25 protein-coding genes are annotated in these 26,944 nt (G+C 49.4%); 13 read left to right on the plus strand and 12 right to left on the minus strand.

All coding sequences use genetic code 11. The features are described from left to right. The first annotated feature begins 174 nt into the window (after positions 1-174). The 4 genes from ACLUXO_RS08770 (at position 175) to ACLUXO_RS08785 (ending at position 4,981) form a co-directional block, all read left to right on the plus strand. Positions 175-882 carry a VanZ family protein gene (locus tag ACLUXO_RS08770; protein WP_412137232.1) on the plus strand — a complete coding sequence of 236 codons (708 nt, stop codon included), beginning with the start codon at positions 175-177 and terminating at the stop codon, positions 880-882. A 10-nt stretch (positions 883-892) separates the two neighbouring features. Next, on the plus strand, positions 893-2,416 hold the full coding sequence (locus tag ACLUXO_RS08775; RefSeq protein ID WP_412137233.1) for an ATP-dependent nuclease: 1,524 nt from the start codon (positions 893-895) through the stop codon (positions 2,414-2,416). A 142-nt stretch (positions 2,417-2,558) separates the two neighbouring features. Further along, positions 2,559-4,538: a glycerophosphodiester phosphodiesterase family protein gene (locus ACLUXO_RS08780; protein ID WP_412137234.1), complete on the plus strand. Its 1,980-nt coding sequence runs from the start codon at positions 2,559-2,561 to the stop codon at positions 4,536-4,538. 29 nt (positions 4,539-4,567) lie between these two features. Continuing rightward, a complete protein-coding gene (locus tag ACLUXO_RS08785) occupies positions 4,568-4,981 on the plus strand; it encodes a hypothetical protein (RefSeq protein WP_412137235.1) in 414 nt (137 codons plus the stop codon). Between the two features lie 75 nt (positions 4,982-5,056). On the opposite strand, the gene ACLUXO_RS08790 is transcribed toward ACLUXO_RS08785, so the two are convergent. From ACLUXO_RS08790 to ACLUXO_RS08805, 4 genes are all read right to left on the minus strand, one after another. Then, positions 5,057-7,411, minus strand: coding sequence for an SEC10/PgrA surface exclusion domain-containing protein (locus tag ACLUXO_RS08790; protein WP_412137236.1), 2,355 nt, complete (start codon positions 7,409-7,411; stop codon positions 5,057-5,059). Between the two features lie 152 nt (positions 7,412-7,563). Next, complete coding sequence (locus tag ACLUXO_RS08795) at positions 7,564-8,256, minus strand: glycerophosphodiester phosphodiesterase (RefSeq protein WP_412137237.1); 693 nt, start codon at positions 8,254-8,256, stop codon at positions 7,564-7,566. A gap of 115 nt (positions 8,257-8,371) precedes the next feature. Continuing rightward, positions 8,372-9,025: a histidine phosphatase family protein gene (locus ACLUXO_RS08800; RefSeq protein WP_412137238.1), complete on the minus strand. Its 654-nt coding sequence runs from the start codon at positions 9,023-9,025 to the stop codon at positions 8,372-8,374. A gap of 13 nt (positions 9,026-9,038) precedes the next feature. Then, positions 9,039-9,701, minus strand: coding sequence for a matrixin family metalloprotease (locus tag ACLUXO_RS08805; RefSeq protein WP_412137239.1), 663 nt, complete (start codon positions 9,699-9,701; stop codon positions 9,039-9,041). 194 nt (positions 9,702-9,895) lie between these two features. On the opposite strand from ACLUXO_RS08805, the gene helD reads away from it, so the two are divergent. The 4 genes from helD (at position 9,896) to ACLUXO_RS08825 (ending at position 14,666) form a co-directional block, all read left to right on the plus strand. Further along, positions 9,896-12,175, plus strand: a complete 2,280-nt coding sequence (helD, locus tag ACLUXO_RS08810; protein ID WP_412137240.1) for an RNA polymerase recycling motor HelD — start codon at positions 9,896-9,898, stop codon at positions 12,173-12,175. Positions 12,176-12,539: 364 nt separating this feature from the next. Next, positions 12,540-13,181 (plus strand): amino acid ABC transporter permease, encoded by a 642-nt coding sequence (locus ACLUXO_RS08815; RefSeq protein ID WP_003612130.1) that lies wholly within the window; start codon positions 12,540-12,542, stop codon positions 13,179-13,181. A gap of 11 nt (positions 13,182-13,192) precedes the next feature. Further along, on the plus strand, positions 13,193-13,825 hold the full coding sequence (locus tag ACLUXO_RS08820) for an amino acid ABC transporter ATP-binding protein (protein ID WP_138463572.1): 633 nt from the start codon (positions 13,193-13,195) through the stop codon (positions 13,823-13,825). A gap of 10 nt (positions 13,826-13,835) precedes the next feature. Further along, positions 13,836-14,666, plus strand: a complete 831-nt coding sequence (locus ACLUXO_RS08825) for an amino acid ABC transporter substrate-binding protein (RefSeq protein WP_412137241.1) — start codon at positions 13,836-13,838, stop codon at positions 14,664-14,666. Between the two features lie 60 nt (positions 14,667-14,726). Here ACLUXO_RS08825 and ACLUXO_RS08830 read toward each other — a convergent pair whose 3' ends face one another. The 3 genes from ACLUXO_RS08830 to ACLUXO_RS08840 all read right to left on the minus strand — a co-directional run bounded on the left by ACLUXO_RS08830 (position 14,727) and on the right by ACLUXO_RS08840 (position 16,620). Beyond that, entirely contained in the window at positions 14,727-15,476 is a 750-nt protein-coding gene (locus ACLUXO_RS08830) for a hypothetical protein (RefSeq protein WP_412137242.1), read from the minus strand. Between the two features lie 5 nt (positions 15,477-15,481). After that, the gene (locus ACLUXO_RS08835) at positions 15,482-15,925 is read right to left on the minus strand and encodes a LytTR family DNA-binding domain-containing protein (protein WP_412137243.1); all 444 of its coding nucleotides are present in this window, start codon (positions 15,923-15,925) and stop codon (positions 15,482-15,484) included. A gap of 125 nt (positions 15,926-16,050) precedes the next feature. Then, positions 16,051-16,620: an SGNH/GDSL hydrolase family protein gene (locus tag ACLUXO_RS08840; protein WP_412137244.1), complete on the minus strand. Its 570-nt coding sequence runs from the start codon at positions 16,618-16,620 to the stop codon at positions 16,051-16,053. 101 nt (positions 16,621-16,721) lie between these two features. On the opposite strand from ACLUXO_RS08840, the gene coaA reads away from it, so the two are divergent. Together coaA and efp are read left to right on the plus strand one after the other, a co-directional pair. Continuing rightward, positions 16,722-17,636 carry a type I pantothenate kinase gene (gene coaA, locus ACLUXO_RS08845; RefSeq protein ID WP_412137245.1) on the plus strand — a complete coding sequence of 305 codons (915 nt, stop codon included), beginning with the start codon at positions 16,722-16,724 and terminating at the stop codon, positions 17,634-17,636. A gap of 53 nt (positions 17,637-17,689) precedes the next feature. Then, a complete protein-coding gene (gene efp, locus ACLUXO_RS08850; RefSeq protein ID WP_002879354.1) occupies positions 17,690-18,247 on the plus strand; it encodes an elongation factor P in 558 nt (185 codons plus the stop codon). Between the two features lie 59 nt (positions 18,248-18,306). On the opposite strand, the gene ACLUXO_RS08855 is transcribed toward efp, so the two are convergent. The 3 genes from ACLUXO_RS08855 to ACLUXO_RS08865 form a co-directional block, all read right to left on the minus strand. Then, positions 18,307-19,137: a helix-turn-helix domain-containing protein gene (locus tag ACLUXO_RS08855; RefSeq protein WP_412137246.1), complete on the minus strand. Its 831-nt coding sequence runs from the start codon at positions 19,135-19,137 to the stop codon at positions 18,307-18,309. A 155-nt stretch (positions 19,138-19,292) separates the two neighbouring features. Further along, positions 19,293-20,207, minus strand: coding sequence for a proline-specific peptidase family protein (locus tag ACLUXO_RS08860; RefSeq protein ID WP_191669536.1), 915 nt, complete (start codon positions 20,205-20,207; stop codon positions 19,293-19,295). Between the two features lie 67 nt (positions 20,208-20,274). Continuing rightward, complete coding sequence (locus ACLUXO_RS08865) at positions 20,275-21,342, minus strand: hypothetical protein (protein WP_412137247.1); 1,068 nt, start codon at positions 21,340-21,342, stop codon at positions 20,275-20,277. 212 nt (positions 21,343-21,554) lie between these two features. Between ACLUXO_RS08865 and ACLUXO_RS08870 the strand changes: the two genes are divergently transcribed. The 3 genes from ACLUXO_RS08870 (at position 21,555) to ACLUXO_RS08880 (ending at position 25,144) form a co-directional block, all read left to right on the plus strand. Further along, entirely contained in the window at positions 21,555-23,150 is a 1,596-nt protein-coding gene (locus tag ACLUXO_RS08870) for an ABC transporter ATP-binding protein (RefSeq protein ID WP_412137248.1), read from the plus strand. A 201-nt stretch (positions 23,151-23,351) separates the two neighbouring features. After that, a complete protein-coding gene (locus ACLUXO_RS08875) occupies positions 23,352-24,095 on the plus strand; it encodes a PAS domain-containing protein (RefSeq protein ID WP_412137249.1) in 744 nt (247 codons plus the stop codon). 143 nt (positions 24,096-24,238) lie between these two features. Further along, on the plus strand, positions 24,239-25,144 hold the full coding sequence (locus ACLUXO_RS08880; RefSeq protein ID WP_412137250.1) for an ROK family protein: 906 nt from the start codon (positions 24,239-24,241) through the stop codon (positions 25,142-25,144). 83 nt (positions 25,145-25,227) lie between these two features. Here ACLUXO_RS08880 and ACLUXO_RS08885 read toward each other — a convergent pair whose 3' ends face one another. Both ACLUXO_RS08885 and ACLUXO_RS08890 read right to left on the minus strand, forming a co-directional pair. Further along, positions 25,228-25,683, minus strand: coding sequence for a hypothetical protein (locus ACLUXO_RS08885; protein ID WP_412137251.1), 456 nt, complete (start codon positions 25,681-25,683; stop codon positions 25,228-25,230). Between the two features lie 6 nt (positions 25,684-25,689). Then, complete coding sequence (locus ACLUXO_RS08890) at positions 25,690-26,556, minus strand: hypothetical protein (protein WP_412137252.1); 867 nt, start codon at positions 26,554-26,556, stop codon at positions 25,690-25,692. Positions 26,557-26,944: the final 388 nt, after the last annotated feature.

Here is a 26,944-nt window from a genome sequence, read left to right on the forward strand (position 1 = left end):
ATTTCACAATATATTAGTTAACAACATTTGCTAAAAATATTATAAGACATTTGAAGACTGAATGGAGAAGAAAAATCATCTTTATTTTAGTTTGATTGTTTTCAAAATTTTGTGGTCGCTAAATGATTGGTATAAAATATGTAGAAAGGAATTCGTAAGGGGAAGTGAAAAAGAATGTATCATGAACTGGCTTTGCTGATTCGCTTTATGGTCATTGGCGCCTGTGTTTTGGCAGGCTACTGGGCAGTCCGCACGGGTAACTCATTTTTGCGGCTGGTAGTGACGGTTGTCTATGGCTGTGCTTTGATCTACTATGTGTTTGCCTCAAGAATGCTGACGGCTGCTGTCTACTACTGGCAGCATCCGGCCCAAATGGCCGCTAGCTCAGAGGTTTTGGAAGACCCGGCCTTTTGGAAGTGGGGGCTGAAGAAAGTCTTTGCCAGCTCAAACTATGGTGGCCGCTACGGCTTTTTGATGAATGTTTTGCTCTTCGTGCCCTTGGGCTACATTATTCCATCCTGGTCCAAGTGGCTGCACAGCATTATGATCACCACATTTATGGCCTTCTGCTTGTCCTGGTTTATTGAACATTTCCAGAGGATGACAGGGCTGGGGATTTATGATGTTAACGACATGATCGCCAACACCATGGGTGCCTTCTTAGGAGCCGTAGCGATCATGCCGACCTTGTGGATGCGGGACATCCAGGCCAGAAAACTTCGCAAGGCCCGGGAACACGCGGAAGCTGAAGCCAAGGGGGAAGCAGAAGCTGCCCGTTTGGACCGGGTCAGCCGGCAACTGGCCAACCCAACTGAAAAGGTACCGAAGGTTAAGATGAGCCGGAAGGACTACCGGCAAAGACACGGCGACGAAGCCAATTAAGGAGCAAATTATGTTGCTGCGCGCGGTTGAGCTGCATAACTTTCGCGGTTATCGCAATTTTAAGCTGAAATTCGCTCCCCTAACCAGTCTCTTGGGCGAAGGGGAAGTAGGCAAGAAGACTATCCTGCGGGCTCTGGACATCTTTTTCAACGGCCCTTTGGCCAAGCGGCCTTTGAAGCCGCAGGATTTAAATGAGAAAGCCCTCAAAGACGGGGACTGGCAGATCGCCATCACTTGCTATTTCGATAATTTTGCCATTAAAAAGTCCTTTGATCTTAAGCAATATTTGGAAGAAAGCGACAGCTTCGCGGAAGAAGGCGGGGACTTTCAGCCAGTTACGGACCAGAATCGGGGCCGCTACCGGCAACTTTCAGCCAGCATGCCCCTGTATGTCTTTTTTGATGAAGAGTCAAAGGCGGCCAGCCCCTTGAACTTCGTGGTCCGCAGCGCTATTCGCGACAAGGCAGCGGAAATTAAGGAAATTCAGGATTACCTGGACGACCGCCTGGGCCGCAGTCTCTCCCAGCTTCTGGCCAACTACCGGGACTTGGGTGAATCAGCTCCCCAGTTTGTCTTCCAGGATCCCAACCTGGCTGAACTAATCAAGCAGCGGGAAAAGGTCGGAGTGACCGGGACGGCTAAGGTCAGCCGGATTATTCTGGCCTTTCTTTTGGCCCAAAGTGAAAATGCCAGCATCGACAACGTGGTCTATGCCTTTGAAGCAAATGACTTGTTAGAAGAAGATGAATCTTTGCTGGCCCCGGCCCTGCTTAAACTGGTCGCTAAGAACAAACAGGTCATCTTGATTCCGCGCACGCCGCACTTGATGGGTCTTCTGCCTTTAGAAGGGACCAAGATCATCAAGAAGGTTGCCGGTCAGCAGCAGCTTTTGAGTGACAGCCAGATCTTGGCGGAAGCGTCTAGCAGCTTGGGCCTGGCGGCTGACCAGCGGGCGGTCAAGTCCCGCTGCGTTCTCTTGGTCGAAGGGCAGGAAGACGTCCGTTTCGTGACCAAGATCAACCAGTGGATGTATGAAGAAAAGCTGGTGGACGCGACTTTTGCTGAAAAAGGGCTTTTTATCCTGCCGGTCGGGGGATGCGGCAGTCTGCTGGCCTGGCTGAATTTTGACCTTTTTTCTAAACTGAATGAGCCTTGGTTCATCTTGATCGACTCAGACAAGGGGACGGATGAAGCTAAGCAGAGCCAGCGGCACTTGCACCGGATCAGGGCAAAATATCCAGGGATGCAGGCACATATTCACGCGACTTTTAAGCGGGAGATTGAGAACTACCTGGTCTTTAAAGAGGGCAAGAAGACACATGTCTTTGCGCCATACGAAGATGTTAAGCAGCACATGTATGACTTGATGCAGCAGCGCCACCAAAGCTGGAGCAAGGATAAGACGGCATCTAAGCTGATGGAGCAGATGGATTTGGCTGATCTACAGGACTACTATGAAAAAGAAGGGCAGAAGCACCGGGAATTAGTAGAATATTTCTTGCAGATTGACCATTTTATCGATAGGTTGGCATAAGCTGCTAAAAACAAGTTAAGAGCTATTTTTACCAATGGACAAAAGGCGATTTGTTCATTGGCTTTTTGTTTTATTTAGCAAAAATACGCTAGAATAGAGATGTTAATCTAATATACAGGAAAAGAAAATGGAGTGAATTTTTTTGAAGAAACGGAAAGATATCAAAAAGTTGCTGCTGGCCTCAGCTATCCTGCTGACTTTTGGGATTGGGCAGCCGCTGGAGCCGCTGCAGCCAGTGCACGCCGCCCGGCAGGTTAAGAAGAGTAAGAAGGCCAAGAAAGGCAAAAAAGCTAAGGTTTCTATAAATAAGAAAAAGCTGAGTCTGCTGCAGGGAAAAACAGCCCGCTTGTATCTGAAGAACAGCAAGAAAAAGACGGCATGGAGAAGTTCCAGCAAGAAGGTAGCGACAGTATCTTCTAAGGGCAAGGTCAAGGCCGTCAAGGCCGGGACAGCCAAGATTACTGCTAAAAATGGCAAAAAGAGCTACGCCTGCATGGTTAAAGTTACTGCAGCTAAGGGAACGCTGACTTTTGCCTCCAATGACGGGTCTGGTCGCCAGCAAAAGAAGATTTTCACCTTAGGCAAGAAAGTTACTCTGCCAAAGACTGGCTTTGACCGGGAAGACTACAAGTTCTTAAACTATACCGTTGCCACAAACGGAGAGGGGAAGAAGTACCGGCTCGGTAAGGCCTACACTTTTAAGAAGAGCACGACCTTGTGGGCCCAGTACCGCAAGCTGGAAAATTACACTATTCAAATTGACGCCAACCAGGGCTTTGGGACAAATATTACCCTGCATGAATTGGAAGGCGACAAAATCACCTTGCCAGAGACAGGCTTCAGTAAACCTGGCTACGTTCTCGATTCCTTTAACACTCAAGCGGATGGGAGCGGCGAAAAGTATGATCTGGGGGCTAGCTATGCCTTAAAGGATGTTACTTTATACGCCCAGTACCGCAAGCAGCCGGCAAGTGAGAAGCCAGAAAGAGACTTGGGCTTGTGGGGCCTGGATAGCGCGGGGAATTTTTACCAAAGCAAAAATGAGCTGACGACGGTTGACTATATCAAGGCTGACCAAACTAAGTATCTGGCTTTGGACAATTATTTTGACTACCAGATCAAGGCCCTTAAGTACACAGATGGTGAAAAGCCAAGTTATGTTGGCGTGCAGGCCAACTGGTCAAAGCAGGGGATTATCCTGGACCCGGGTTACAAGTACCTAATTATGGTGAGAAAGAGCAATCAGGCGGCAATTGAAGAGAGCGAGATTGCTGATATTGCCAAGCTGGTCCGGATGGAAAATGTTGATGTAAAGACGCAGAGTACTTCTGGCCTGGCTAAGGCGGCAGTCAAGTTTATTGCCCACCGGGGCTATAGCACTAAGTATCCGGAAAACACGACCCTGGCTTTTGAAAAGGCTGGCGAGGAAGCTGGAATTTGGGGGATTGAAACCGACGTGGTTAATACGTCAGACAACAAGCTGGTTATCATGCACGATAATACTTTGGCCCGGACGACCAATATCAGCGCGGATGATCCAAACTACAGCAAGAACATCAACGATATTCCTTTTGACCAGGTGGAAAACTACAAGATCAAGGGTGTGTTGGATGGCGTCGATAAGGATAAGGTTTATGAAGATCTTCGTGTGCCAACTTTGCGTCAGTACTTAGACATCTGTAAGAAGTATGGCAAGGAAGCTTTTTTGGAGTTGAAGAACATCAACAATATGGAAGCCTTGAAAGAGGTGGTTAAGGAAATTAACGAAGTGGGGATGCAGAAGCAGACGACCTTGATTTCCTTTAATATTGGTGAGTTGGAAGAAGTCAGAAACGTGATTCCGGGTGGCGAAGAAATTGCCATGATGGGGATTTACAACCGCCATTTGACCGATAACGACTACATTTTCCTGTCCCACTTAAAGGCTGGCGCTGACCGCAATAAGGATACGACAACGCTTGATGATATTCTTGCGGCTCGTAAGTATGGCGTGGACTATGGAATCTGGACGGTTTACCAGAATGATGACGCTGTTGCGGATATGATTAAAAATGGTGCGGACAAGGTTACCTTGAATGACGCGGGCTTGATTGAGTCGATGAGCGCTATCGTTAATAACTAGAAAAACAGGGATAAACTATAGGAGAAGCTATGAAACTGATAAAGAAGACGGTCAGCAATATTCCGTTTGACTTGCATGACAGCCGGATTGTAAAAATGGAAGTTAACGATGGCAATCTCACTTTGCATTTAGATCAAGTGTATGAGTACCACAAAGATTCCGAGAAGTTTTACCCGGCAAAGTTAACGTTCACGGATATCGATTTGGAAGAATGCCATGCCTTAGTTTTTGACAAGGGGATGGAAAATGGGGAATTTTCGGGCGTAAGATATAACTTGCAAGAGTATTTGGAAAAGTACCCGGATGCTGAATTTGAGATTATCACGGACACTTACAATATGACCACAACAGTCATGGAAGGATACATCTACAGAGATGGGCAGGAAGCCGTGGCTGGAATTATCTCACTTTGGACATTAGGCGAGGTTATCGCTGATTTTTAAGAATAAAGTATACGATAAAGAAAAAACTATCCCATATGGGATAGTTTTTGTTTGGAATCAGGTTTGATTCTTAGATTAACGAGTTTTGACAGTCTTTGCTTTTGTCCAGGCTGAGTAGTAGGTCTTGCCGGAGAGCTTGCGGTAGGAGCGGAGTTGTACGTAGTACTTCTTCTTGCTCTTCAAGCCGGAAACCTTAAGCTTGGTTACCTTGGTGCTCTTAGTCTTGGCCTTCTTCATTGAGGAAGCCGTACTGTAGCGAACTTGGTAGCCGGAAACGGACTTAGCCTTCTTCCATTTGCCGACAAAAGCCTTCTTGCTGCCCTTCAAGCTAGTAAACTTGCTGCTTGCGACAACTACTTTCTTGGCCTTCTTTACCTTCTTGGCGACCTTCTTCTTAGTGGTCTTCTTGGTTGACTTCTTAGTGGATTTCTTATTGGTAGTCTTCTTAGTAGTAGCTTTCTTCGTTGATTTCTTTGTTGACTTCTTCTTAGTAGTAGCCTTCTTGCTTTGGGCAAGGGCTAAGACTGCCTTGGCATGTGCTAATTGTTTCTTTTCATAGGCCAGCTTCTTGGTGAGGGATGCAACCGACGCAGTCAGCTTTTCTTGGTTCTTCTTTGCTTCATCGTAGGCCTTTTGAGCAGTTTGGAGCTTTTGTTGTGCGCTGCTTGCGTCAGCCTTTACCTTATCCAAGTTGCTTTGGGTATTTGCTGCTTCTTTCTGAGCAGCGGCTAATGCAGTCTTGCAGTCATTCAGCTTGCTTTGAGTAGTTTGAACTTTCTCATTCGCAGCTTGCAGAGCCGCTTGCTTTGCTGGCAACGAGTTCTTAGTTTCTTTGATCTGTGATTGAAGCTTTGCCGTATCAGTAAGCTGTTTCTGCAAGGATGAGACAGAACTTTGACCGTCACTAATCTTCTTTTGCAAATCGCTGATTTCTTGGCCAAGCTTTTGATTTTCAGCTTGGGCTTGATCAAAAGTGCTTTGTGCACTTTCTATATCCTTGTTGGCCTGATCTGAATCAGCTTGAGCCTTTTGAACAGCAGTAGCAAGCTCATCTTGGCTCGGCTTGACAACTTCGTTAGTGTTAAAGTGGCTTGGAACGTTAGCCGGGTTGATCGTCAAAAGGCAGACGTAGAATTTGTCGTCTTGAGTGGTTACGGCAACTGAGAAGTAACCATTGTTGTTAATGATGTTGTTGTAATCAGTTGGATTAGCCAGTTCTTGTGTTACCAAGTCAAAAGCAGCCTTGGCAATTTCACTCATCTTTGTTGTTCCGAATTCATATGAGTTGTAGATGTACCCATTGATAATCGAAATGGACCGGCTAGTAACCTGTCTGTTGGCAGCAATGTCATATCCAGTAACAGCATACTCATCAAGCCCCATGATGCTTGAAGCTGACTTGATTGCGTTGTATTTTCTGAAGACATAGTTGCTGTTTTGGTACTCTTGCGTGTAACGCTTAGCGAACTCAAGTGAACCGTCAGTAATGGTCAGCTTGCTGGTTGATCCAACTTGAGACTTGACGGAATCAATCAAGCTCTTCACGTAGAAATCCAGACGTTTTTGATCACTTTCGGATAAGGCGGCAGGATCGTCGTAAACAGTATCATTTTCGTCTCCATCAGTAAATGGATAAGTGTGGTTGTTTACTACATCTTGCAGGTCTTTCTTGGCAGTATCCCAGTCAGTTGACTTGCCAGTAACGTAATCAATGTAGCTTTGCGGAAGAGTTAAGCTTTCATTAGTGTTGGTTGCGGAACTTAAATCTTTTTTGGCTGCTTGCAAAGCTTGTGAGGCACTATCAGCCTTTTGCTTCATTTCGGCAAGATCGCTTTGCGCGGATGCAAGCTTAGCGTCAGATTCGCTCTTTTCTTGTTGCAAGCCAGATAAAGTTTTCTGGTTGTCGCTGATCTTATTGTTCTTTTCAGTGACTTTTTGCTTGATGTCGTTATTATTCTTTTCGCCATCAGTAAGTTGCTTTTCAAGATTGGTTACTTTGTTTTGTGAATCGGTCAAGTCTTTTTGCTTGTCGGTACTGTCCTTAACAGCGTTTTGGTAGTCGCTGTTTGCAGAATCAGTAGCCGCTTGGGCTTGTTTGAGGGCAGACTGAGCCTCATCGTTGCTCTTATTCGGAGCTGCCACCTTACTATTAGCAGCTTCGGCAGTGCTTTTAGCGTTTGCCAATTCAGTCTCTTTTTGAGCCAGATCTTTGTTAGCAGTATTCAAATTATTTTGCACTTGGGTTAACTTGCTTTGCGTTTGGTCAACGCTCTTTTGCGCACTCTTAACCTTGGCTTGGTCGTTAGCCACAGTAGTTTTCTTGCTAGCATTGCTTGCCGCAAATACCGGGTGGGTATTAGTAACCGCGAATGCAGACCCAGCTAAACCAACGGATGACACGAGCAGAACATTTTTCGAAATTTTCTTCATAATTACACATTCCTTAATTCATTAACACATATTGGACAAGTTGATTCTACCACTCACTGGAACCGGATACAACGCTTGATATAGCAATATCCTTATGTTACACCGCGCAAAAAAGAGCTGCCCGCTAAGGCAACTCCCTCATTATATTCTTGTTAATAGTTTGCTACCCGCTTGCGCAGGGCCATCATATCTTCGAACTTGTTGGTGAAAAAGCCGGCCGCGCCGTACTCAATAATCTTCTTGGCCCGCAGGGGACTGTCCACCGTCCAAATCCGCTCCGGCGTGTCCGTGTCGAGCAAGCGCTTGGGGTGAATCCCTTTAAAGCCGTGCTCCTTGACAAAAGCTGCCGGGTCCTTGAGGCGCTTGTTCGTCAGGAAATTGTAGTTTCCCTCCGGCCGGATCTTCTGCGCGTGGATCAGCGTCTGCAAATTGAAGGAGGAGTAGATGATCTCCTGCTTGAACTTGAACTGGTCCGCCAGGGCAAAAATCTTCTCCGGCAAGTCTGGATAATCGAACTTATTGGTCTTCATCTCCAAATTCAGCTGGCCTTCATAGCCAGATTCTTCAGTCAACTGGAAGAGGTCCTTTAAACGGGGAATCCGCTCACCATTGGCCAGGTGGAACTGGTCGAGCTGTGCCAAGGTGAAATCCTTGATCAAGCCCTTGCCATTGGTGGTCCGTTTGATGTTCTCATCATGCATGATCACCGGCACCCCATCGCGGGTTAAGTGGACATCGAATTCGATCCCCTCAGCTCCGTGCTGCATGCAGTAGTCAAAGCCCTCCAGGGAATTCTCCGGGAACTTGGCTGGATAACCGCGGTGACCAAAAATCTTCGTTCTCATATATTTAATTGCGCTCCATCCTTAAACTGGAATCTTGCTTTTTCTCTTGCCGGCTCATATTATAGTAGCTCTCTGCTAACTTGCAAGCCTTTTGCCCGTAAAAATCTGGTAAAAATTACAGCTGCAATTTGTTGTAACTGGTCATCTGCAAATTGCCAGCTTCATCCATCACTAAAGTCGAAATTGATGAATTTCTCGGGTGGACAGTCGTGTCGATTCCGTCCACCGCGAATCTCTGGGCCAGGGTCTTGATCGCAAAACCGTGGCTGACCAGCAGGATATTTTCTGCTCCGTCCAATTGCTGGATTAGGTCAAAGCCTTTCTGCCAGCGGGCCCAAAATTCCTTGCTGTCTTCAGCATCATGGTAGGGGTCAGCTTCCTTAGTCCAGTCAGCGATCTGGTCGCAAGTCGCGTTTTCCGCTAAACCAGTGGCGTTAGTAAAGCCGTGGGCCGCGCCGACCATCCGCCAGGCCACGTCATTGTCCATCCCCTCAAAGTAGCCGTAGAAGTGCTCTCTGAAGTAAGGGTAGGCCAGGTGCTGGAGCAGGTCCCTGTTGCAGTTCTTCTCCATGATGATTTCGCAGGTCTCGCTGGCCCGCAAAGTGTTGCTAGACAGGGCAATGTCCAAAGGCAGCTCCTGCAAGGCCTCAGCGGCCTTTTCTGCGCCTTCCCGGCCTTCATCGGTCAAGGGGGTATCGCACCAGCCCTGCATCTTGTTGTACTTGTTGATAAAAGTTTTCCCGTGTCTAACCAGATAAATCCGTTTCATTTTCTAACTTGCCTTATGACTTGCTCTTGTAAATCTTCTTAACCAGCTTAATGTCCTTTGGCTGGATTGTGTAGATGGATCCGGTCGGGTACATGACGGTAACCCCGGTCCGGTGGTCCAAGCCGATCGCGTGGCCTAATTCGTGTTCAACCGTGTTGACGATTCTAGCCTGCGTGTAGTTGTAATAGTCGTTTTCCAGATAGTAAGTGTTCAGAGCCACCTGGGCTGAGTAGAGCCGGTTGGTATGGCTGAGGTACTTGTAGGTGGTCAGGCCCGCTGCCCCGTTGTTCTTGGAGTTGGCCATGACCACGATCTGGGCGTTCTTCTTGTTTTTGGTCTGTTTAAAGGTAAAAGCCCCCGTCTGGTTCCAGGCTGCCATGGCATTGACCGTGGCGTTGTAGAGGTCGGTTTGCTTGACCCCGATGTAGACCTTGGCCGTCGCCTTTGGCCAGCGGTAGCCGGTCGTGTTCTTGGTGACCTTCTTATTGCTTTCCGTGACGATGCCGCCGCTTAAGTCCAGAGTCTTGCTCTTTAAGCCTTTCTGCTCCAGATAAGTGCTGGCCGTGCCCGCTGCTTCCAGCAGGAAAGTCTGGATTTGCTCATGGTAGTTGACCACGGCCGCGGCCATGATCGCTAAGATGAGCAGGTTCTTGATGAAATTAAAAAATCGTCGCATCAATTTTCTCCTTTGTGTTAATTATTATAAGATTTGCCAGCTCTTTTTCCTAGCAAAAAGGCCGCTGAAACTGCTTAAGCTTTTCCTAAGGAGGTCTGGCTTTAGTTTTAAGCTGAAAAATGGTAGAATATTAGGCAAGTTTTTTCAAAGAAAAGCTGTTGGAGTTTATTTTTTAGAAAAGGTGCATATTTCACATGGTAGAAAACTCAGACCGCAAAGCAGAACAAGCCCACCTGGACCAGGTCCTGCAAAAGATTGATCAAAAGGGGGACCAGCTCAAGCAGGCTATCGCCAAAGACAAGGCCGAAGCCCGCAACATCAGCGCCCACTTCTATGATGATATTCGCCTGGACTTTGACGACTACTCGACCTCAATGGACACGGCCCTGTCGATTCAGCAGCAGCAGCAAATGCTCAAAGAACGCGACAATGCCTGGCAGGTCAACGCCCGCGAACTGGCCACTTTAAAGCGGCTGCATGTCCATCCTTACTTCGCCCGGGTCGACTTTGAGGAGGCTGGCGAAGAGCCGGAAAGCATCTATATCGGCCTGGCCTCCTTCATGGACGAGCACAATGAGCTTTTGATCTATGACTGGCGGGCCCCGATCTCCTCAATCTACTACGATGGCAAGATCGGCAAGGTAACCTACTACTCACCTGAAGGCCCGATTGAAGTCGACATGAGCAAGAAGCGGCAGTTCATGATTGAAGACGGGACCATCATCAACATGTTTGACACTGACGAAACCATCGGCGACCAGATGCTGATGGAAGTTTTGTCAGAAAAGTCCTCCATCCAGATGAAGTCCATCGTCAAGACCATCCAAAAGGAGCAAAACAAGATCATCCGGGATACGACCAGCGACCTGCTCTTTGTCCAAGGGGCAGCGGGGTCTGGCAAGACCAGTGCCATCCTGCAGCGGATCGCCTTCCTCTTGTACCGCTACCGGGGCAACCTCAAGAGCGGGAACGTGATCATGTTCAGTCCCAACCAGCTCTTTAACGACTATATCGAAAACGTCCTGCCGGAAATGGGCGAGCAGAACATGGTCCAGATGACCTACTGGCAGTTCATCGCCCGCCGCTTGCCGAAGATGAAGGTGCAGAACCTCTTTGACCAGTTTGAAGACCGGCAGGCTGATACGGCCATCGGCCGCTTCAAGGATTCGCTGGCCTTCTACAAGCTGGCTACCCGCTATGGCCAGCACTTAAACAAGTCCGGCATGATCTTCCGCAATATCTATTTCCGGACCAAAAAGAAGCCGTTTTTCAGCAAGGAAGAAATCAAGGAGCTCTACTACTCCTTCAATGAAAACTACAAGCTGGGCAACCGGATTGACGCCACCCGCGAGGAACTGATCCGCCGCTTGAACAAGCGGGTGGCCAGTGAAGCCCGCAAGGTCTGGGTCAGCCGGGAAATCGAAGGGCTCAGCCACGAGCAGATGCTGGACATGTACGACCGGCCGGACCAGGAATTCTCTTCAGAAAAGGCGGAACGGGCCTTCCTGGGCAAAAAGATCGTTATCAAGCACCTGGCTAAAGTCGCCCGCCGGATCAACCACAATGGCTTCTTGAACCTGCGGGGCCAGTACCTGGCCTTTTTGCGGGCTGTGCCGAAGATGACGGACCTGGCCAAGTACGGGATCAGTGAAGAAGAATGGCTGGCCCATGTTGAAGAAGTTAAGGCTAAGTTCAAAGACCAGGAAATTGACCTCCGGGATGCTTCAGCCTATCTTTACCTTTACGACCAGATCATTGCCCGCCAGACTAACCTGGAGATGCGCTACTGCTTTATCGACGAAATCCAGGACTACTCAGCCTTCCAGCTGGCCTATCTCCGTTACAACTTCCCCCGGGCCAAGTTCACCATGCTGGGCGACTTGAACCAGGCGATTTTTACCAAGGACGAGAGCAGCAGCCTCTTAAAGCAGATCTCCGGCCTCTTTGACCCGGAAAAGACCAAGGTGGTTCAGTTGACCAAGTCCTACCGGTCAACCAAGCAGCTGACTGATTATACCAAGCAGATCCTCCGCCATGGTGAAAAAATCGAAAGCTTCAACCGGCAGGGGCCTTTGCCGCAAGTCTGGGGCAGAAGTGATGAAGCAGAAGCTTTAGCGGCTTTGAAAGCAGCTTTAGCGGAAAATGACGCCCAAAAGCTGACGACTGCCATCATCACCAAGGACCTGGAGGCGGCCAAAAAGCTGGCTGACCAGCTTGAAGGGGTCCACCTTATCTCCAGTGCCAACCAGCGCCTGGTGGAAGGGAACCTGGTCTTGCCGTCCTACCTGGCCAAGGGGCTGGAATTTGACGCCGTAATCATGTGGGATGCCTCTAAAGCGACCTACCACGAAGAAGACGAGACCCAGCTGGTCTACACGATCGCTTCCCGGGCCATGTACAAGCTGGACCTGGTTTACGCTGGTGAAAAGAGTCCGCTTTTGCCAACTAACGAAGCAACTTTTGCAAAAAAGTAAAAGAAAAGCTTGACGGCTTTTTAATATTAGTTTAATATTACTAAAAACAGACTTAGAGTCGGTTATATTTCACGCGATGAACAGAAGAAGTAGGCCTGCCTAGACAGATAGAGACTTCCCGCTGGTGGAAAGGGGAGCGAGGGCTGGCTGAACACACGTCTGTGAGCAGGAGGGGTGAAGGCTTAGTAGCTCCTTCCGGGTCAGCCCGTTACCGCTGCAGCTTGAAGGCTTTTTCAAGCTGGTGAGGCCGGTTGCCGCGAGGGACCGGTGAACACGAGGTGGAATCACGCTGACGCGTCCTCTTGGCCCTTCGGGGCCGGGAGGACTTTTTTATTTTCTTTTTTCTAGGAAGCGGGTAAAACGAATGAAATACGTTATGGAAATACTTCCCTCCCTTTTCAGCGGGGCGGGGATGACCTTGCAAATCTTTTTTGAAACTTTGATCTTCTCCCTGCCTTTGGGGATCCTGGTCTCCTTCGGCTTAAGCAGCCGCTTTGCCCCATTGAAGTGGCTGCTCAACTTCTACGTTTGGCTGATGCGGGGGACGCCGCTTTTGCTGCAGCTGATCTTTGTTTTCTATGGCCTGCCAATTGTTGGCTTGACCTTCCCCCGCTATATGGCGGCTTTGGTGGCCTTTGTCTTAAACTACACGGCCTACTTCGCTGAAATCTTCCGGGGCGGCAACCAGGCCATCGACCGGGGACAGTTTGAGGCAGCCAAGGTCCTGCAATTGACTTACGGGCAGACCCTTAGAAAGATCGTTATTCCCCAGGTAATAAAAATCGTCCTGCCTTCAATCGGCAATGAAGTGATCAACCTGGTCAAGGACTCCTCCCTGGTCTACGTGATCGGTTTGGGCGACTTGCTCAGAGCCGGCAACCTGGCTACGGCCCGGGACGTGACTTTAGTGCCGCTGGTTTTGGTAGCCTTGATCTACCTGCTTTTGATCGGCCTGTGCACTTTGCTTTTGCGGCAGCTGGAAAAGCACTACTCATACTACAGATAGGAGGACGAAACATGCTTGAAGTAAAAAACTTAGCCAAGTCTTTTGGCAACCGGCAGATTTTGCAAAATATGAACTTCAGCCTGAAGGACGGGGAGATCCTCACGGTGGTTGGTCCTTCCGGGGCCGGGAAGACGACCCTGCTCAGGATCGTGGCCGGCCTTGAAACAGCTGACGCGGGCAGCATGAGCCTGGACGGGGAAAAATACGAGCTTAGTCAAGAAGAGCGGGGCGCCGTGGGCGTGGTCTTCCAGGACTTCAACCTTTTCCCAAACATGTCAGTTTTGGAAAACATCACTTTGGCTCCCCAGCTGGCTTTGAAAGAAGACAAGGCAACAGCGGAAGCCAAGGCCAAGGAGCTTTTGGCGAAGCTGCAGATGGCGGATAAGGGCGGCCTTTACCCTTACCAGCTCTCCGGCGGGCAGAAGCAGCGGGTAGCCATCGCCCGGGCTTTGGCCATGCAGCCGAAGATGCTCTGCTACGATGAACCGACCAGTGCTTTGGACCCGGCCTTGCGGGACCAGGTGGCCGACCTCATCTTGAGCTTGAAGGAATCGGGCCTGACCCAATTGATCATCACCCACGACATGGACTTTGCCAAAAAGGTGGCCGACCAGGTCCTGGAAGTTAAGCCGCTGGAAGGATAGTGACGGGCAGATGAAATGGTTTAAGAGAATCCTGCTGCTGGGCCTGGTCTTGTCCTGCTTTTTGACAACAGCCTGCAGCAATTTAACTAAAGAAGCCAACCAAAAAGACACCTGGGCTAAGATTAAAAAGCGGGGCAGCCTGGTGATCGGCTTGGATGACACCTTCGTTCCCATGGACTTCCGGCAAAAAGACGGGCAGCTGGTCGGCTACGACGTCGACTTAGCCAAGGCCGTGTGCAGGAAGCTGGGCCTTAAGGCGGACTTCCAGACCATCGACTGGTCCATGAAGGAAACGGAGCTGAGAAACGGGACGATTGACGTTCTTTGGAACGGCTACAGCGTGACCAGCCAGCGGAAGAAAAAAGTTGCCTTCAGCCGCAGCTATTTGCGCAACCGGCAGGTTTTGGTCGTGAAGAAGTCCAGCGGGATCAAGTCTTTTGCCCAGATGAAAGGGCAGGCGATCGGGGCCCAGAGCGGGTCAACCGCCCAGATCTGGCTGGATGGCAGCCAAAAGGTCATTAAGCCGAAGAGCAAGGTCCTTTACGACACTATTCCGTCAGCCTTCCTGGACCTCAACGCCGGCAGAATCAAGGGGATCCTCCTGGATGAAACCTACGCGGAATACTACATTAAGCACGAGGCAGACTCAAAGTCTTACCAGGTCATCTTGAATAAAGAGGTGCCAGAGGACCTGTTCGCGGTAGGGATGCGGAAGGGCGACAAGACCTTGAAAAAGAAGATCAACCAGGCCCTGGCGGAGCTGCAGGCCGACGGGACTTTGACCAAGATCAACCAGAAGTGGTTCGGACAAAAGTCAAATTACTTGGGCAAGGTTGATTAGAGCAAAATAGAATAAAAGAAAAACTGTTCAGCCTTATTAAATAAGGAACTGAACAGTTTTTTAGACTCGGTGGATGGTAACTTGGCTGAAGACCAGGTCAGCATCAATTTTTAAAAGCGGGGCAGCAAGGGCCAGGTCACTGGGGTTGAGGGCGGAAAAGCGGGAGAAGACCGGGCTGGCGTCGGCTTGGACCCGCCAGCCGCTGGGGATATAGAGGTCAACTTTAGAGAAGACCGCATCTAAATCCAGCTTGGCCTGGCCGTCTTTGAGCTTGGCCTGGTCCAAGTAAAGGCTGGTCGTCCCCATGACGGTGGAGACGTCCAGCTTGTGCAGCTCTTGGTTGTGAATGTAGCGGACGGATTTGGAGAAGACTGAGTCGATCGCGACTTTTTCCCCATTTTTGCCGGCAGATTCACTGTAGCTGAAATTGCTGTCATCATCACCGTCATCGTCCCACTTGCCAACTGTCACATTGACCTGCATTTTTTCACCGGCTAAGAGCTGGCCGCCCAGAGCAATCAGGAAGAGGGCCAGGTACATGTAGCCGGTCCAGTTAAAGAGCTGGTAGGCCTGGCTGATGATTTTGACGATCAAGCCGCTGGCAAAAATCCCGATGAATATGCCCCGGTGTTTAAAGCTGCCCCAGGTGATCCAGGCTAAAAGCAGGATCCAGAAGACCTGCCCCCAGCTGAGATTGAAGATGTTAAAAATAGCAAAGGCCTGGGGAAAAATCTGGCTCAGCAGCAAGAGGAGGGCCAGGGCGATTAAGATCAAGCCCCATCTGACCGCGGTTTTTCTGTTCTTGTTCATTGTGCTTACCTCATTTCGTGCAAATGGCTGATTAGCGTTTGATAGTAGCGGCGGGAGACGAAAACCTTCTTGTAAGAAGCAGTAAAGGCTAATTCGCAGCCGGTAATTGACCGCTTGACGGCGCTGACCTGCCGGCAGTTGACCAGGGCACTTTTGGAGGCCCGGTCAAAGTCAGCTGGCAGGCTGGCTTCCAGCTGCTTCAGGGTCTGCTTGACCAGGTAGCTGCTGTCTCTGTCATGGGCCCAGACATGGCGGTCGCTAGTTTCAAAGAAGAGGATGTCGGCCAGGGGCAGGATGACTTCTGAATTGTCCTTGTAGCCGGTGATTTTCCTGGTTAATTGCTCTTCTAAAAGAGCCAGGGCCGCCGCGATTTCAGGTGTCAGCTCCTTGGCCTTGATGATGATCTGGCCCTCAGCCAGCTGGTCATCTTGTGAAAACTTTACCTGCAATTTTCTTTCCCCCTTTCAGCTCTTATTATGGGGAAAATTAAGACAAAATGAAAGAGGTCAAGGCTAAGCGGTCAATTATTCCGTTTAAGCGGCAAAAAAAGCGCCCGAGCAAGCGAGCGCTTTTCCTATGCCATCTTATTGATTTGGTCAGCCAAAACATCGGCCAGCCAGGAAATTCCTTTTTCGCTGTAGTGGAGGCCGTCTGCGATCATGAAGGAAGGCAGGTCCTTCAGCTTTTCCATCTTATGGGTCAGGTCAAAGAAGAAGGAGTTGGTCTTGCCGGCGTCTCTTTGCGCGATGTCGACGTACTCGTCCAGCTTCTCCAAGTCGTAGGCCGCGGCCATTTCCGGCTTTGTCAAATCCGGCATGGACGGAGCCAGAACCAGGGTGTCGCTGGCCCCGGTTACCTTCTGGGCCTGCTTGATCAAGCTTTCTAGGCCCTCCTGGTAGTCATAGGCGCTGCAGCCCCAGCTGGCAGCATCGTTGGTCCCGTACTCTACGACCAAAATGTCGCAGGCCGGCAAGCTGCCGACTCTGGGCAGGACGTCCTGGGCGCAGGCACCGCTGACTGAGATGTTCACAACCTCGTAAGCGTCTCCCAGCCGCTTGGCCAAGGCCTTAGTCAAACGGTCGGTATCCTTTTGCCCGTCATACGCGTTAAAAATTGAATCGCCAAAAAGCACGACTTTCTTCATTTGATTCACCCATTTCTTCGAAAAATGAAGCTGGCATTTGCCAGTTTCTCCTGCTTTTTCTACTATAATAGATAAAGAATGAGAAAAGGACAAGTAAAAAGATGCGAAACTATACTGAATTCAGCCGGCAGGCCTGGGCGGCTTTAACCCCCAAGACTGAGCTGGCGGTGACCAGTGAAGAGCTGGCCAAGGTCAAGTCTTTGGGCGACCAGCTGGACGTCAAGGACGTCGATGAAATCTACCAGACCCTGCTGAACTATATCTACCTGGCCTACCAAGCCAAGCAGGCGACAGCCGCTAAGAAGGCTGAATTTTTGCAGCTGCCGGAAAGCAAGGTGCCTTATATTATCGGCATTTCCGGCTCAGTTGCCGTGGGTAAGTCCACGACTGCCCGCCTTTTGCAGCTGCTTTTGACCCGGTATTACCCGGACTTGAAGACCCAAATGATGACTACTGACGGTTTCATTTACCCCAACCAGGAGCTGGAGAAGCGGAAGCTGATGCCCAGGAAGGGTTTTCCGGAAAGCTACAACATGCAGATGCTCAGAGACTTCCTCCAGGACGTGGTCAGCGGGAAAAATGACGTCGTTTATCCCCTGTATTCCCAGGAATTAAGTGACATCGTCCCGGGCCGCTATGGCCATGTGGAAAAGCCCGACATCTTGATCATTGAAGGGATCAACACCCTGCAGCTGCCGGAAAGCGGCCAGCTGGTGACCAGCGACTTTTTTGACTTTTCAATTTATATTGATGCTGACGAAGACTTGATTGAAAAGTGGTACATGCAGCGCTTCAAGAAGATCATGAAGATGAAGAAGAATGATCCAAGCAACTTCTACTACAAGCTGGCCAACGGGCCGGAAGACGAGGCCCTGCGCCTGGCGGAAGAAACCTGGCAGATGGTCAACTTAGTCAACCTCCGTCAGTACATCGCCCCGACCAAGGAGCGGGCCAACTTGATCCTGCATAAGGTTGAAGGGCACTTGATTGACAAAATTTACCTTCGCGGTTTTTAAGTCAATGGTATAATGAAGAACAGTGATAAAAAATTTATTAGGGAGATTTTTTTATGCAAGCAATTGAATTGAAAAAAGGCATGATTTTTGACGATGGCGGAAAGCTGATGCTGGTTATGGCGGCTAACCACCACAAGCCAGGCAAGGGCAACACCGTTATGCAAATGGACCTGCGTGACGTCCGGGCCGGTAGCGTGATCCACAAGACCATGCGGCCAAGTGAAAAGATCGAGCTGGTCGAAGTCGTCAAGAAGAACGCCCAATACCTGTACGCTGAAGGCGACAGCTACAACTTCATGGACACGGAAACCTACGAACAATACGCGATTTCCGGCGATCAACTGGGTGACGACGTCAAGTACCTGATGCCAAATATCGAAGTTATCCTGGAATTCACTGAAGACGGGGAACTTTTGGCCGTGCAATTGCCATCAACTGTTAACATGAAGGTTGTAGAAACCCAGCCAGGCATCAAGGGGGCAACCGCTGCTTCCGGCGGCAAGCCAGCTACGATGGAAACTGGCCTGGTTGTCACTGTACCGGACTTCATCAACGAAGGCGACGAACTGGTCATCAACACCCTGGAAGGGACTTACAAGGGCCGGGCTTAAGGCCAAAAATAACAGACATAAAAAGCGTCCGGTTACCCGGGCGCTTTTTTGCATGCACTTTATTCGTTTGTATCAGTCGTCGTGTCCGTGCTTGACTGGCTGCTAGAGGAAGCTTCCTGGCTGCTTTCTTCCTGGCTAGATGAGCTGGCCGCGGAACTAGAGGAGCTGGCTTCACTGGAAGAGCTGGCCTGGCTCTCTTCCTGGCTGGAAGAACTTGCCTGCTTTTCTTCACTTTGGCTTTGGCTCGGCTGGCTCTGCTGGTCATCATGGCTTGGCTTGTTTTCATCAGACTTAGCGGAATCATCTTGCTCCGGCTTAGATGAAGAAGATGATGATGACGAGGAACTGGAAGAGCTGGATGAGCGGGAAATGCTGGTAGCCTTAGAAGCCAGGGCGCCGAAGCCGCCAGCTACGGACCCGACCACGGCCAGGCCCAAGATGACCCAGATCCCGATCTTTAAGAGCTTGTCCAAGTTGATGGCGTCAAAGAATTTAAAAATTGCCTTGAAGCCATGCGGCACCTTGCTCTTGTCCAAAATTTCCTTGGCCTTGCTGGCCTCCTTAACTGGCGCCGGATTAGCGGCCCGGACTTCAGTTACCTTCTCTTTAACTGGACTGGCTGGCTTAGCGGCTTGGGCGCTGGCAGCAGGGATGTCCTTGCCGGCGTCAGCTGGCTCAGTAAACTGGTCGAGCAGCTTTGCCCCGTCCAGGCCCAGCAGGCTGGCGTATTGCCGGATGCAACTTCTGACCAGGACCGGGTTTAAGCCTTGAAAATCATCGGCTTCAATCTTCTGCAGAGTCGCCTGGTCGACCCGCAGGGTTTGACTAACGGCTTCCAGGCTGAGCTGCTTGGCGCGGCGCTGTTTCTGTAGTTCTTTACCGATTGTCAAATTTTTGCCTCCTAAATGCTTCTAATTAGTCTTAGCCTATTTTACTTGAAAATGGCTAAAAGCTAAAGGCAGATGCTTTTTACAACTTGGATCTTTTACCAAAGGTTAAGCTTTCTTTTACAAAAAAAGCCCTCAAAAATGAGGACTTCATAATCTTATTCGCCTTGGAAAGTGCCGGCTTCGACTTCCTTGATGAAGTCAGCCAGGTGCTTGTAGTAGACATCCGGGTTGTCGACCATGTGGTGGTGGCCGCCGTCAGGAGTAGTGACCAGGCGGGAGTTAGGAATCAGCTTCTGCATGGTTCTGGCCGTTTCCAGGGGCATGGTTTCCACTTCGCCAAAAGTCAGCAGGGTTGGCACCTTGATCTTTGGCAGTTCGCTTCTGAAGTGCCAGTCCTTCAATTTGCCCGTGATGACGAATTCGTTGTCGCCCTGGAAGGCGTTGTAGACAGCCGTGCCGCCCAGGTTGCCCAGGTGGTAGAGCTTGGAAGGCTGCTTGCGGTCAACAAAGTTGATGTTCAGAATCTGCACGTCGTCTTGGTAGCGCTGGTTGGCGTAATCGTTCTTGGCTTCGCATTCGTGCATGAAGTCGATTTCGGTCTGCGGCAGGACTTCTTGCCGGCGGCGGTTGACCGCGGCCACGTATTCGTCGATATCGTCAACCATGGAGGAGATGATGGCCCCCTTCAAGTGGTCACCGTACTTAACCGCGTATTCCTGGACCAAAAGTCCGCCCCAGCTTTGCCCGATCAAGTAGAAGTTATCGATACCCAGCTTTTGCCGGACTTCTTCAACTTCGTCCAGGAAGTATTCGTAAGTCAGGTACTTGTCCGCGATCTTTGGGTCGCTGTAGTCCGGCTGGTCAGAGTAAAGGGAGCCCAGCTGGTCGTACATGTGGACCTGGACGTTCAAGCCCTGCTTCTTTAATTGTTCAGCCGTGTCTTCCCAGTATTCGTGGTTGCCGCCCGGGCCTCCGTGCAGGCAGAGCAGATGGATGTCGCCTGTCCCTTGGGTGTTGGTCCAAAGATGGTAGCCATTGTCCAAAGTCAAAATCGTCGTTCCTTGTTTCATTGGAAAAATCTCCTAACTATAACTATCTAGTTCATATATGCCTTTATCTATTATAAGCCTTATTTGCCTACTGGTTTTGGGCCGCCAGGAATTCCCGCATTTTTTCCAGCTCGGTGCTGGCCAAGTCCAAGGCGCAGACATTTTCAAAAAGGTGGCTGACTTCCTGCCCGCTTTCCGGGTCCTCAATGGTGAAACCTGCTTCGTTTACCGCCGTCACGTAGCCCAGGTTTTCCCCGGCTAATTCGTAGTCGTCCACGCTGACCAATTGCTTGCCGGCTTTTTCAATCACTTCCCGGGCAGTCGGGACATGGTCTAAGGACTGGGCCAGTTTGCCCAAGTGACCCGGGTCAAAAATTCCCTTTTCCTGGCTGTAAGCCACCAGGAAGCTGGAGAAGTCGATGGCTGCTGAATTTACTGTTTCGTGGATCACGTCTTCTCTGTTGACCAGGCAGATGGATTCTAATTGCCCGTAGTCGTTCAAGCTTTCAAAAAGGAGGTACTGGTCACTTTGGTCCAGGACCCGGCCCAAAAGGCAGCTGCCAAAGCGGGCGTCATCCAGCCAGTCCAGGTAAAGTTCAACTAAGCCGTAAGGATTTTGGCCGGCAAACTGCTCTTTAACCGCCTGGTACTTTTTCCAGAGCTTGTTTAAAGGAGCGTTTAATTCCAGGCTGGAGATGGCAGACAGGGGGATGACCAGGCAGAGAGGGTCCAGCTCGTAGTCGTCCCCGATCTGCTTCAGCTGGATTTCGGTTGGACCGGCTAAGGCGATAATGCCGGTGTAGACGATCCCGCTGGTTAAGGTGATATTGACGACCAGGTCCTTCTCCAGTGCGGCTTGGCTGGCCGCGCTAAGGCTGGTCAAAGGCGTCCTCAGGAGCTCCTGGTTGAGGGGCATGAGGGAGAAGGGGTCGGTTGACTTGCCTTCATCGATCAGGCGCTGGCAGTAGGCCAGGCTGGGGGATTCGTCGACGCTGGCCAAGATGTCCTGGTTATTGATGATCAAGACCCCGCCGGCATTGGCGTCGTCGTCCAGGCTGATGAGGGTGGTCGCGTCCGCGCTTTGGTAGACCAGGTAGCCCAGATAGTAGCTGCCGGATAATTGGTCGGCTTTGGTATGCAGTTCAACTAATTTCATTTATTTTGTCTTCTCGTTTCTTTCTAGTTTTTATTCTTTGTTTTTCCTGCTATTTTTTCGGTCTTTTTCTCTTTTTTAAAAAATTGTCACGCTTTGCCAAGAATCAGACTTTAGCAAGATTTTACTTTCTTAGGATTATCTTAATTATATCAATGCTGGCGGCAAAAATAGGAAAGATTGCTATAATGTTTATGAAAGAGAGGGATTATCCAATGAGTCTCAAATACGCACGGAAAAGCCAGGTAGCCCTGTTCAGCTTCCTGGCCGCCATCAAGGCCTGCAATGTTTTGTTCGTGGCCTACATGCTCAAGGTCATGCTGAACATTGCCTCTTCCGGCAAGGCTGATTACGGCCGCCTGGTCGGCTTCGCGGCCTTGACGGCAGGGGGCCAGCTTTTGTTCATGGCCAGCAATTTCTTCTATGAAACGACCAAAATGAACATTATCAGAAGCGTGAACATGACCTTGAAAGAGGCCAACCTCCGCTACCTGATCGACCAAAACAGCCTGGACACTAAGGACGGGCTGAGTTTCATGACCAACGACTTAAAGCAGATCGAAACCAACCGGGTCACGGCTCAGCTGGACATTATCTACCAAAGTTTGACCTTCGTTGGCTCTTTGGCCTTTGCCTTTTATAACTCCTGGGAAATGACCCTGGTCTTTATCGTGGCGACTCTGGCTCCGGCCGGCGTGCAGATGATTACCAGCAAGATCATCACCAGGAAGTCCCGGATCTGGACGCAGAAGAATGCCGTCTACACCCAGTACGTGTCAGACAGCTTGAACGGGGCCCAGTCAGCCCGGCTCTACAACGTCCGCACTAATATCGTCAAGCGGGCGGTGGGGGCTGCCGGGGACATGGAAACCGCTCTTCGGAACATGACCTTGACCCAGGCCTGGGCCCTGGAATTGATCTACTCAGCGGCTGAACTTTTCTGCTTCATCATTCCCTGCACGATCGGCGGGATCATGATGATGCAGGGGCGGCTGGCGGTCGGGACCTTGGTCATGATGGTCGACTTGGCCATCAACTTCATCAGCCCGGTGGTGACCCTGTTTAATGAGTTTAACCAGGTCAAGTCCACGGTGCCGATGTGGCAGAGAACCCAGCGGGCCCTCAACTACGTGCAAAAAGACGATAATTACCCGGTTGACCACTTCGACGGCATGGAAATCAAGGACGTGGCTTATGTGACCAAGCACAGCAAGCGGCAGATTTTTGCACACGTGAACATCAAGGTTAAGCCTGGGGAAAAAATTCTCTTGATGGCACCATCTGGCTGGGGTAAGACCACCCTCTTGCGCCTCATGCTGGGGATCTACAAGCCAAGCCACGGGGAAATTTTGATCAACGGCGAAGAAGTAACGGGGGACTGGTACAAGGCCCACAACTTCTACTCCTACGTCAACCAGAAGCCATTTATGTTTGACGACACCCTCCGCTTTAACGTGACCTTGGGCCGGCAGGTAGATGAAGAAGAGCTGCTCATGGCCTGCCATGAAGCGGGCCTGGATGACCTGATCCAGGAAAACGGCCTGGACTATCCAGTCGGGGAGAATGGCAACAACCTTTCCGGCGGGCAGATCCAGCGGGTGGAAATTGCCCGGGCTCTCTTGTCTGGCCGGCCGATCCTGCTGGCTGACGAAGCCACCAGCGCCCTGGACCCCCGCCTGTCTTTGGAAATCCATGAGACCTTATTGGGCAACCCGAAGGTAGCGGTAATTGAAGTCGCCCATAAGATTTCGGATGTGGAAAAGGCTATGTTCGACCAAATTATTGTTTTAGACAAAGTTAAGCCAGCCTAAGCTGGCTTTTTGTTTGCGCTTATACAGTAAAATATATGTTAAAAAGCTTTTTGATTTAGTAAAAGTAAAATATCTATTTTTGCGCATATAGTAAATATGATATATTGCTCTTGCAAAGTAAGTGCTTACAAGATACAATAGAGAGTGTAAGTAAGAAAACAAAGAAAATAGTTTGTTGCAAGAACTTAAGGAGATTGAATTATGGCAGAACCAAAATGGCTGCAGGACATGAAGCCTGAAGAATACTTGAAGGAAGATTTTGAAGCAACTGGCCACAGCCGCTATACGGTTGACGGCTTGGAAAAGAACGACCCTGAATGGCTGGACAAGGCAGCTGCCAAGGTTAACGCTGCTGAAGGCGATGACTACGTTAAGCTGGACTCAGGTTTGCTGACGGTTAACCAAATCAACTGGATGCTCCGCAACACTTTCGGTGAAATGACTTACGTGGATGACAACAACCAATTCCTGTGGTACAACCGTCCACAAGACCCTAACTACAAGATGAAGGCTGGTCGTACGCCTGACCAAGTCGGGGACACTATGGGCGCAGTTCACCCAGACATCCGTGACGTTATCCCAACTGCCAAGAAGGTTGTTCACGCTCTGCGGACCAAGGAAGGCGGCCATGATTCAGTTTGGATGCCAGTGCCAACTGGTAACTTGACTGAACTCGTTTTGCACTACTACAAGCGGGTAGAAGACGAAGAAGGCAACTACATGGGTATCTACGAATGGGTTCAAGACATTTACCCATTTGTGAAGTACTTCTGCGAATCAACTGGCCAGAAGCTGGTTGTTGACCCAGATGCTGCAACTGGTGCAACTTACCGCCGCAACTCTGACCCAGACGCTAAGACTGGTCCTTCAACCAAGGCAGCAGCTGCTAAGGAAGAAGAAAAGCCAGCTGAACCAGAAGCAACTAGCGGTGCTTCTCACCACTAATCAAAGCATTTTTTGCGATCATACTACTGTTAAAGGCCAGCTTAATGCTAGCCTTTTTTTGGTCGATTTTTTACATGGCAGCAGCTGCTGTAAGCGCTTATAATAATGCTTATAGATGCTTTTTTTAGAGGTGAGGGTAAAAAATGACGCAATACTTAGTTTTTGACATTGGCGGAACTAACGTGAAGTACGCCTTGATGGATAATGAAGGGCAGCTGCTGGAGAAGGGGAAGCGGCCAAGCGCGGACAACTTGGACGACTTTGTAGCATCTTTATATGAAGTCGGTGACCAGTACAAGGGCAAGTTTGCCGGGATCGCGGTCTGCGCGCCGGGGAAGATCGACACGGAGAAAATGATCATCTACTATGGCGGGGCTTTGACCTTTTTGGACGGCTTGAATCTGAAAGAGACCTTGGGCGCCAGATACGGGGTTCCGGTCAGCGCGGAAAATGACGGCAAGGCAGCGGCCTTGTGCGAGCAGTGGCTGGGTGAACTCAAGGGAGTTGACACCGGGGCGGTGATCACCTTGGGTACTGGCGTTGGCGGCGGGATCGTCGTTGGCGGCAAGCTTCTGCACGGGAGCAGCTTCCAGGCCGGGGAACTCAGCTGGATGATCACGAATCAGGGGGCAGGGCTTAAGGAAATGGCTGCCTATACTGGTGTCCGCTGCTCAGCCGTCAGAATGGTGGAAAAGGTCAACCAGGAGCTGGGCAATGAAGACCTTGATGACGGTTTGGCGGCTTTTGCAGCCATCAAGTCCGGCAATGAAGAGGCAGGCAAGATCTTCCGCCAGTACTGCCTGGATGTAGCCGTGATGATTTTGAACCTGCAGACCGTGATCAACGGGGAAAAGGTGGTCATCGGCGGCGGGATCAGCGCCCAGGAGATCTTGATTGCGGAGATCCGCCGGCAGTTCGGAGAAATCCTGAAGGACAACCCAATTTTGGGTCAGCAGGTAATTCCGCCGGAAATCGTGGCGGCCAAGTTCAGAAACGATACCAACCTCTATGGTGCCCTCTTTGCCTTATTGCAGGGGATGCAGAAGTAGCGGGATATTTTTAGCTGAATATAGAAAAACTGAGCTCATATTGATGTGAGCTCAGTTTTGTTATTGTTGGATGATTAGTTTTTTTACTTCGTAAACCAGTAATTAACATACCAGTCGTAAGGAACGGTTGAAAGATAAATGTAGACTAAGTTGAGAATGACAACTGAAATCGGTCCTAGGTACGGCTTAACGAATTTGCTGTAACGCATGATGGCGAGAATTGCTGCAGGTCCGAGTACGTCAAAAGCCGTACCAGTATTCATTACCCGTAAAGAAGTCAAGGCAATGAATCCGGCAACTAGGACAATTTCAGTGATCCAGAAGAGGACTGAGAACTTTCTTGTCCAAATAAGTACAGCTGCCAATACGAGTGCGACTGAAATCAAGATGAATGACCAGCCGACCTCAAGCTCTTTTAGATTAGTTTGAAATGTGATCTGCTCTGCTCCCATGAGCCAGCTTAGAACTGCCTCGACCAGAAACATCAAGCAATTGACCGCTTTAATAATTGTTGAAAGAATTTTTTCTGTGTTTGTCATGGTAGATCACTTCCAACTGGTAATCTGATGAATGTAACTTGCTTTGAAGTCACCTTGAAAATTACCGACAAAAGTAAATGGGTGGACGATATGTGGCTTATTATAAGTCTTGATTGCGCCCTTTGGCAAAACTTTATAGTAAGCGTAGTAAACATATTTTGAACAATAGCTTTCGGTCATGTTGTATAGATCATATCTAAATCCATATTTTGGCCGATCTTTAGGATTTTTGTACAAATGCCGGTAAGCATAGGTGGAAGCTGCATCTGCATAGTGTGGATGCTTTTTGATGCGGTATACATCGACGTACTTGCCATTACCAGTATGTTTTTTGAAAAACGATTCTTTGCTTGGGTGCGCAACAGTCTGCCCAGGTCCGGGCATTTCCAAAATATAGTTGGCTGAAGTCGCAAAGGCGGCGTGTCCTGCAAAAACACCAGTGATATCTGTTCCATGACAAACTAAGATATCTCCAGCTTTCATGCTATACCCACTTTTTGCTGCGATAAATGATGAAAAGATGGAATAGCCCTTCCCTTTGCTTTGTGAATTGTCAGCAGAAATAGTGTCGGGATGATCATTATTTGGATTATATGAAACAAAATAGTTTTCATCAGCGACATATTGTTCAAAAGAAGTTCCGGGATCCACTTCAACGTATTTCAGATACATCGGAAATGCTTCTGTACTACAGTATTTTACGAACTCTGCTTCGGAACTGTTGCTTTCGGTAAGAATACCTTTGCTTACACCTTGCTGGTAAATGGACGCAAAGACTTCGGAATTAGCTGTGGTGTCAGCATCCGCATTAACTGGATGAGCAAAAAACAAGGATGCTGAGAGTAAGAACAGCCATGTTAAAAGCTTCTTCATGATTCGACCTCCACTTTTCAGTAAACGAATTTTGACAAATCGATTCATCAACCATATGATAACGCTTTCTTCACAGAAAGGGTACATAAATAACGAAGATTAGTTGTTTGTCATAAATATGCGTAGATATAACAAAGTGTCCGCGCAAGGTGGGGGATTGCCTAAGTCACATATAGGCACTTAATCATGATTTTTCGGTGATATAACTATATCACGCGAGAGCTGAGTTCTTTTATAAGGTTTGAAAAGGTTGAAAATTAATTATCTTAAAAATCAGAGCGCAAATTTTGCTTATCAAAGTAGGGAAAAGTCAGATGGCATTGAATTTTTACAGATGTTTAAAAAGCAAAATAAGCAATTGTACTGGTCAACTGCTTATTTCTACTGC

It is taken from the genome of Lactobacillus delbrueckii subsp. bulgaricus (assembly GCF_046938665.1).
GTDB classification, from domain to species: Bacteria; Bacillota; Bacilli; order Lactobacillales; family Lactobacillaceae; genus Lactobacillus; species Lactobacillus delbrueckii_C.

What these genes read in the sequence shown, in the direction of transcription:
- ACLUXO_RS08770 (WP_412137232.1), top strand. Translation starts at nt 175, where the DNA reads ATGTATCATGAACTGGCTTTGCTGATTCGCTTTATGGTCATTGGCGCC.
- ACLUXO_RS08775 (WP_412137233.1), top strand. Translation starts at nt 893, where the DNA reads ATGTTGCTGCGCGCGGTTGAGCTGCATAACTTTCGCGGTTATCGCAAT.
- ACLUXO_RS08785 (WP_412137235.1), top strand. Translation starts at nt 4,568, where the DNA reads ATGAAACTGATAAAGAAGACGGTCAGCAATATTCCGTTTGACTTGCAT.
- ACLUXO_RS08790 (WP_412137236.1), bottom strand. Translation starts at nt 7,411, where the DNA reads ATGAAGAAAATTTCGAAAAATGTTCTGCTCGTGTCATCCGTTGGTTTA.
- ACLUXO_RS08795 (WP_412137237.1), bottom strand. Translation starts at nt 8,256, where the DNA reads ATGAGAACGAAGATTTTTGGTCACCGCGGTTATCCAGCCAAGTTCCCG.
- ACLUXO_RS08800 (WP_412137238.1), bottom strand. Translation starts at nt 9,025, where the DNA reads ATGAAACGGATTTATCTGGTTAGACACGGGAAAACTTTTATCAACAAG.
- ACLUXO_RS08805 (WP_412137239.1), bottom strand. Translation starts at nt 9,701, where the DNA reads ATGCGACGATTTTTTAATTTCATCAAGAACCTGCTCATCTTAGCGATC.
- helD (WP_412137240.1), top strand. Translation starts at nt 9,896, where the DNA reads ATGGTAGAAAACTCAGACCGCAAAGCAGAACAAGCCCACCTGGACCAG.
- ACLUXO_RS08815 (WP_003612130.1), top strand. Translation starts at nt 12,540, where the DNA reads ATGAAATACGTTATGGAAATACTTCCCTCCCTTTTCAGCGGGGCGGGG.
- ACLUXO_RS08820 (WP_138463572.1), top strand. Translation starts at nt 13,193, where the DNA reads ATGCTTGAAGTAAAAAACTTAGCCAAGTCTTTTGGCAACCGGCAGATT.
- ACLUXO_RS08825 (WP_412137241.1), top strand. Translation starts at nt 13,836, where the DNA reads ATGAAATGGTTTAAGAGAATCCTGCTGCTGGGCCTGGTCTTGTCCTGC.
- ACLUXO_RS08830 (WP_412137242.1), bottom strand. Translation starts at nt 15,476, where the DNA reads ATGAACAAGAACAGAAAAACCGCGGTCAGATGGGGCTTGATCTTAATC.
- ACLUXO_RS08840 (WP_412137244.1), bottom strand. Translation starts at nt 16,620, where the DNA reads ATGAAGAAAGTCGTGCTTTTTGGCGATTCAATTTTTAACGCGTATGAC.
- coaA (WP_412137245.1), top strand. Translation starts at nt 16,722, where the DNA reads ATGCGAAACTATACTGAATTCAGCCGGCAGGCCTGGGCGGCTTTAACC.
- efp (WP_002879354.1), top strand. Translation starts at nt 17,690, where the DNA reads ATGCAAGCAATTGAATTGAAAAAAGGCATGATTTTTGACGATGGCGGA.
- ACLUXO_RS08860 (WP_191669536.1), bottom strand. Translation starts at nt 20,207, where the DNA reads ATGAAACAAGGAACGACGATTTTGACTTTGGACAATGGCTACCATCTT.
- ACLUXO_RS08865 (WP_412137247.1), bottom strand. Translation starts at nt 21,342, where the DNA reads ATGAAATTAGTTGAACTGCATACCAAAGCCGACCAATTATCCGGCAGC.
- ACLUXO_RS08870 (WP_412137248.1), top strand. Translation starts at nt 21,555, where the DNA reads ATGAGTCTCAAATACGCACGGAAAAGCCAGGTAGCCCTGTTCAGCTTC.
- ACLUXO_RS08875 (WP_412137249.1), top strand. Translation starts at nt 23,352, where the DNA reads ATGGCAGAACCAAAATGGCTGCAGGACATGAAGCCTGAAGAATACTTG.
- ACLUXO_RS08880 (WP_412137250.1), top strand. Translation starts at nt 24,239, where the DNA reads ATGACGCAATACTTAGTTTTTGACATTGGCGGAACTAACGTGAAGTAC.
- ACLUXO_RS08885 (WP_412137251.1), bottom strand. Translation starts at nt 25,683, where the DNA reads ATGACAAACACAGAAAAAATTCTTTCAACAATTATTAAAGCGGTCAAT.
- ACLUXO_RS08890 (WP_412137252.1), bottom strand. Translation starts at nt 26,556, where the DNA reads ATGAAGAAGCTTTTAACATGGCTGTTCTTACTCTCAGCATCCTTGTTT.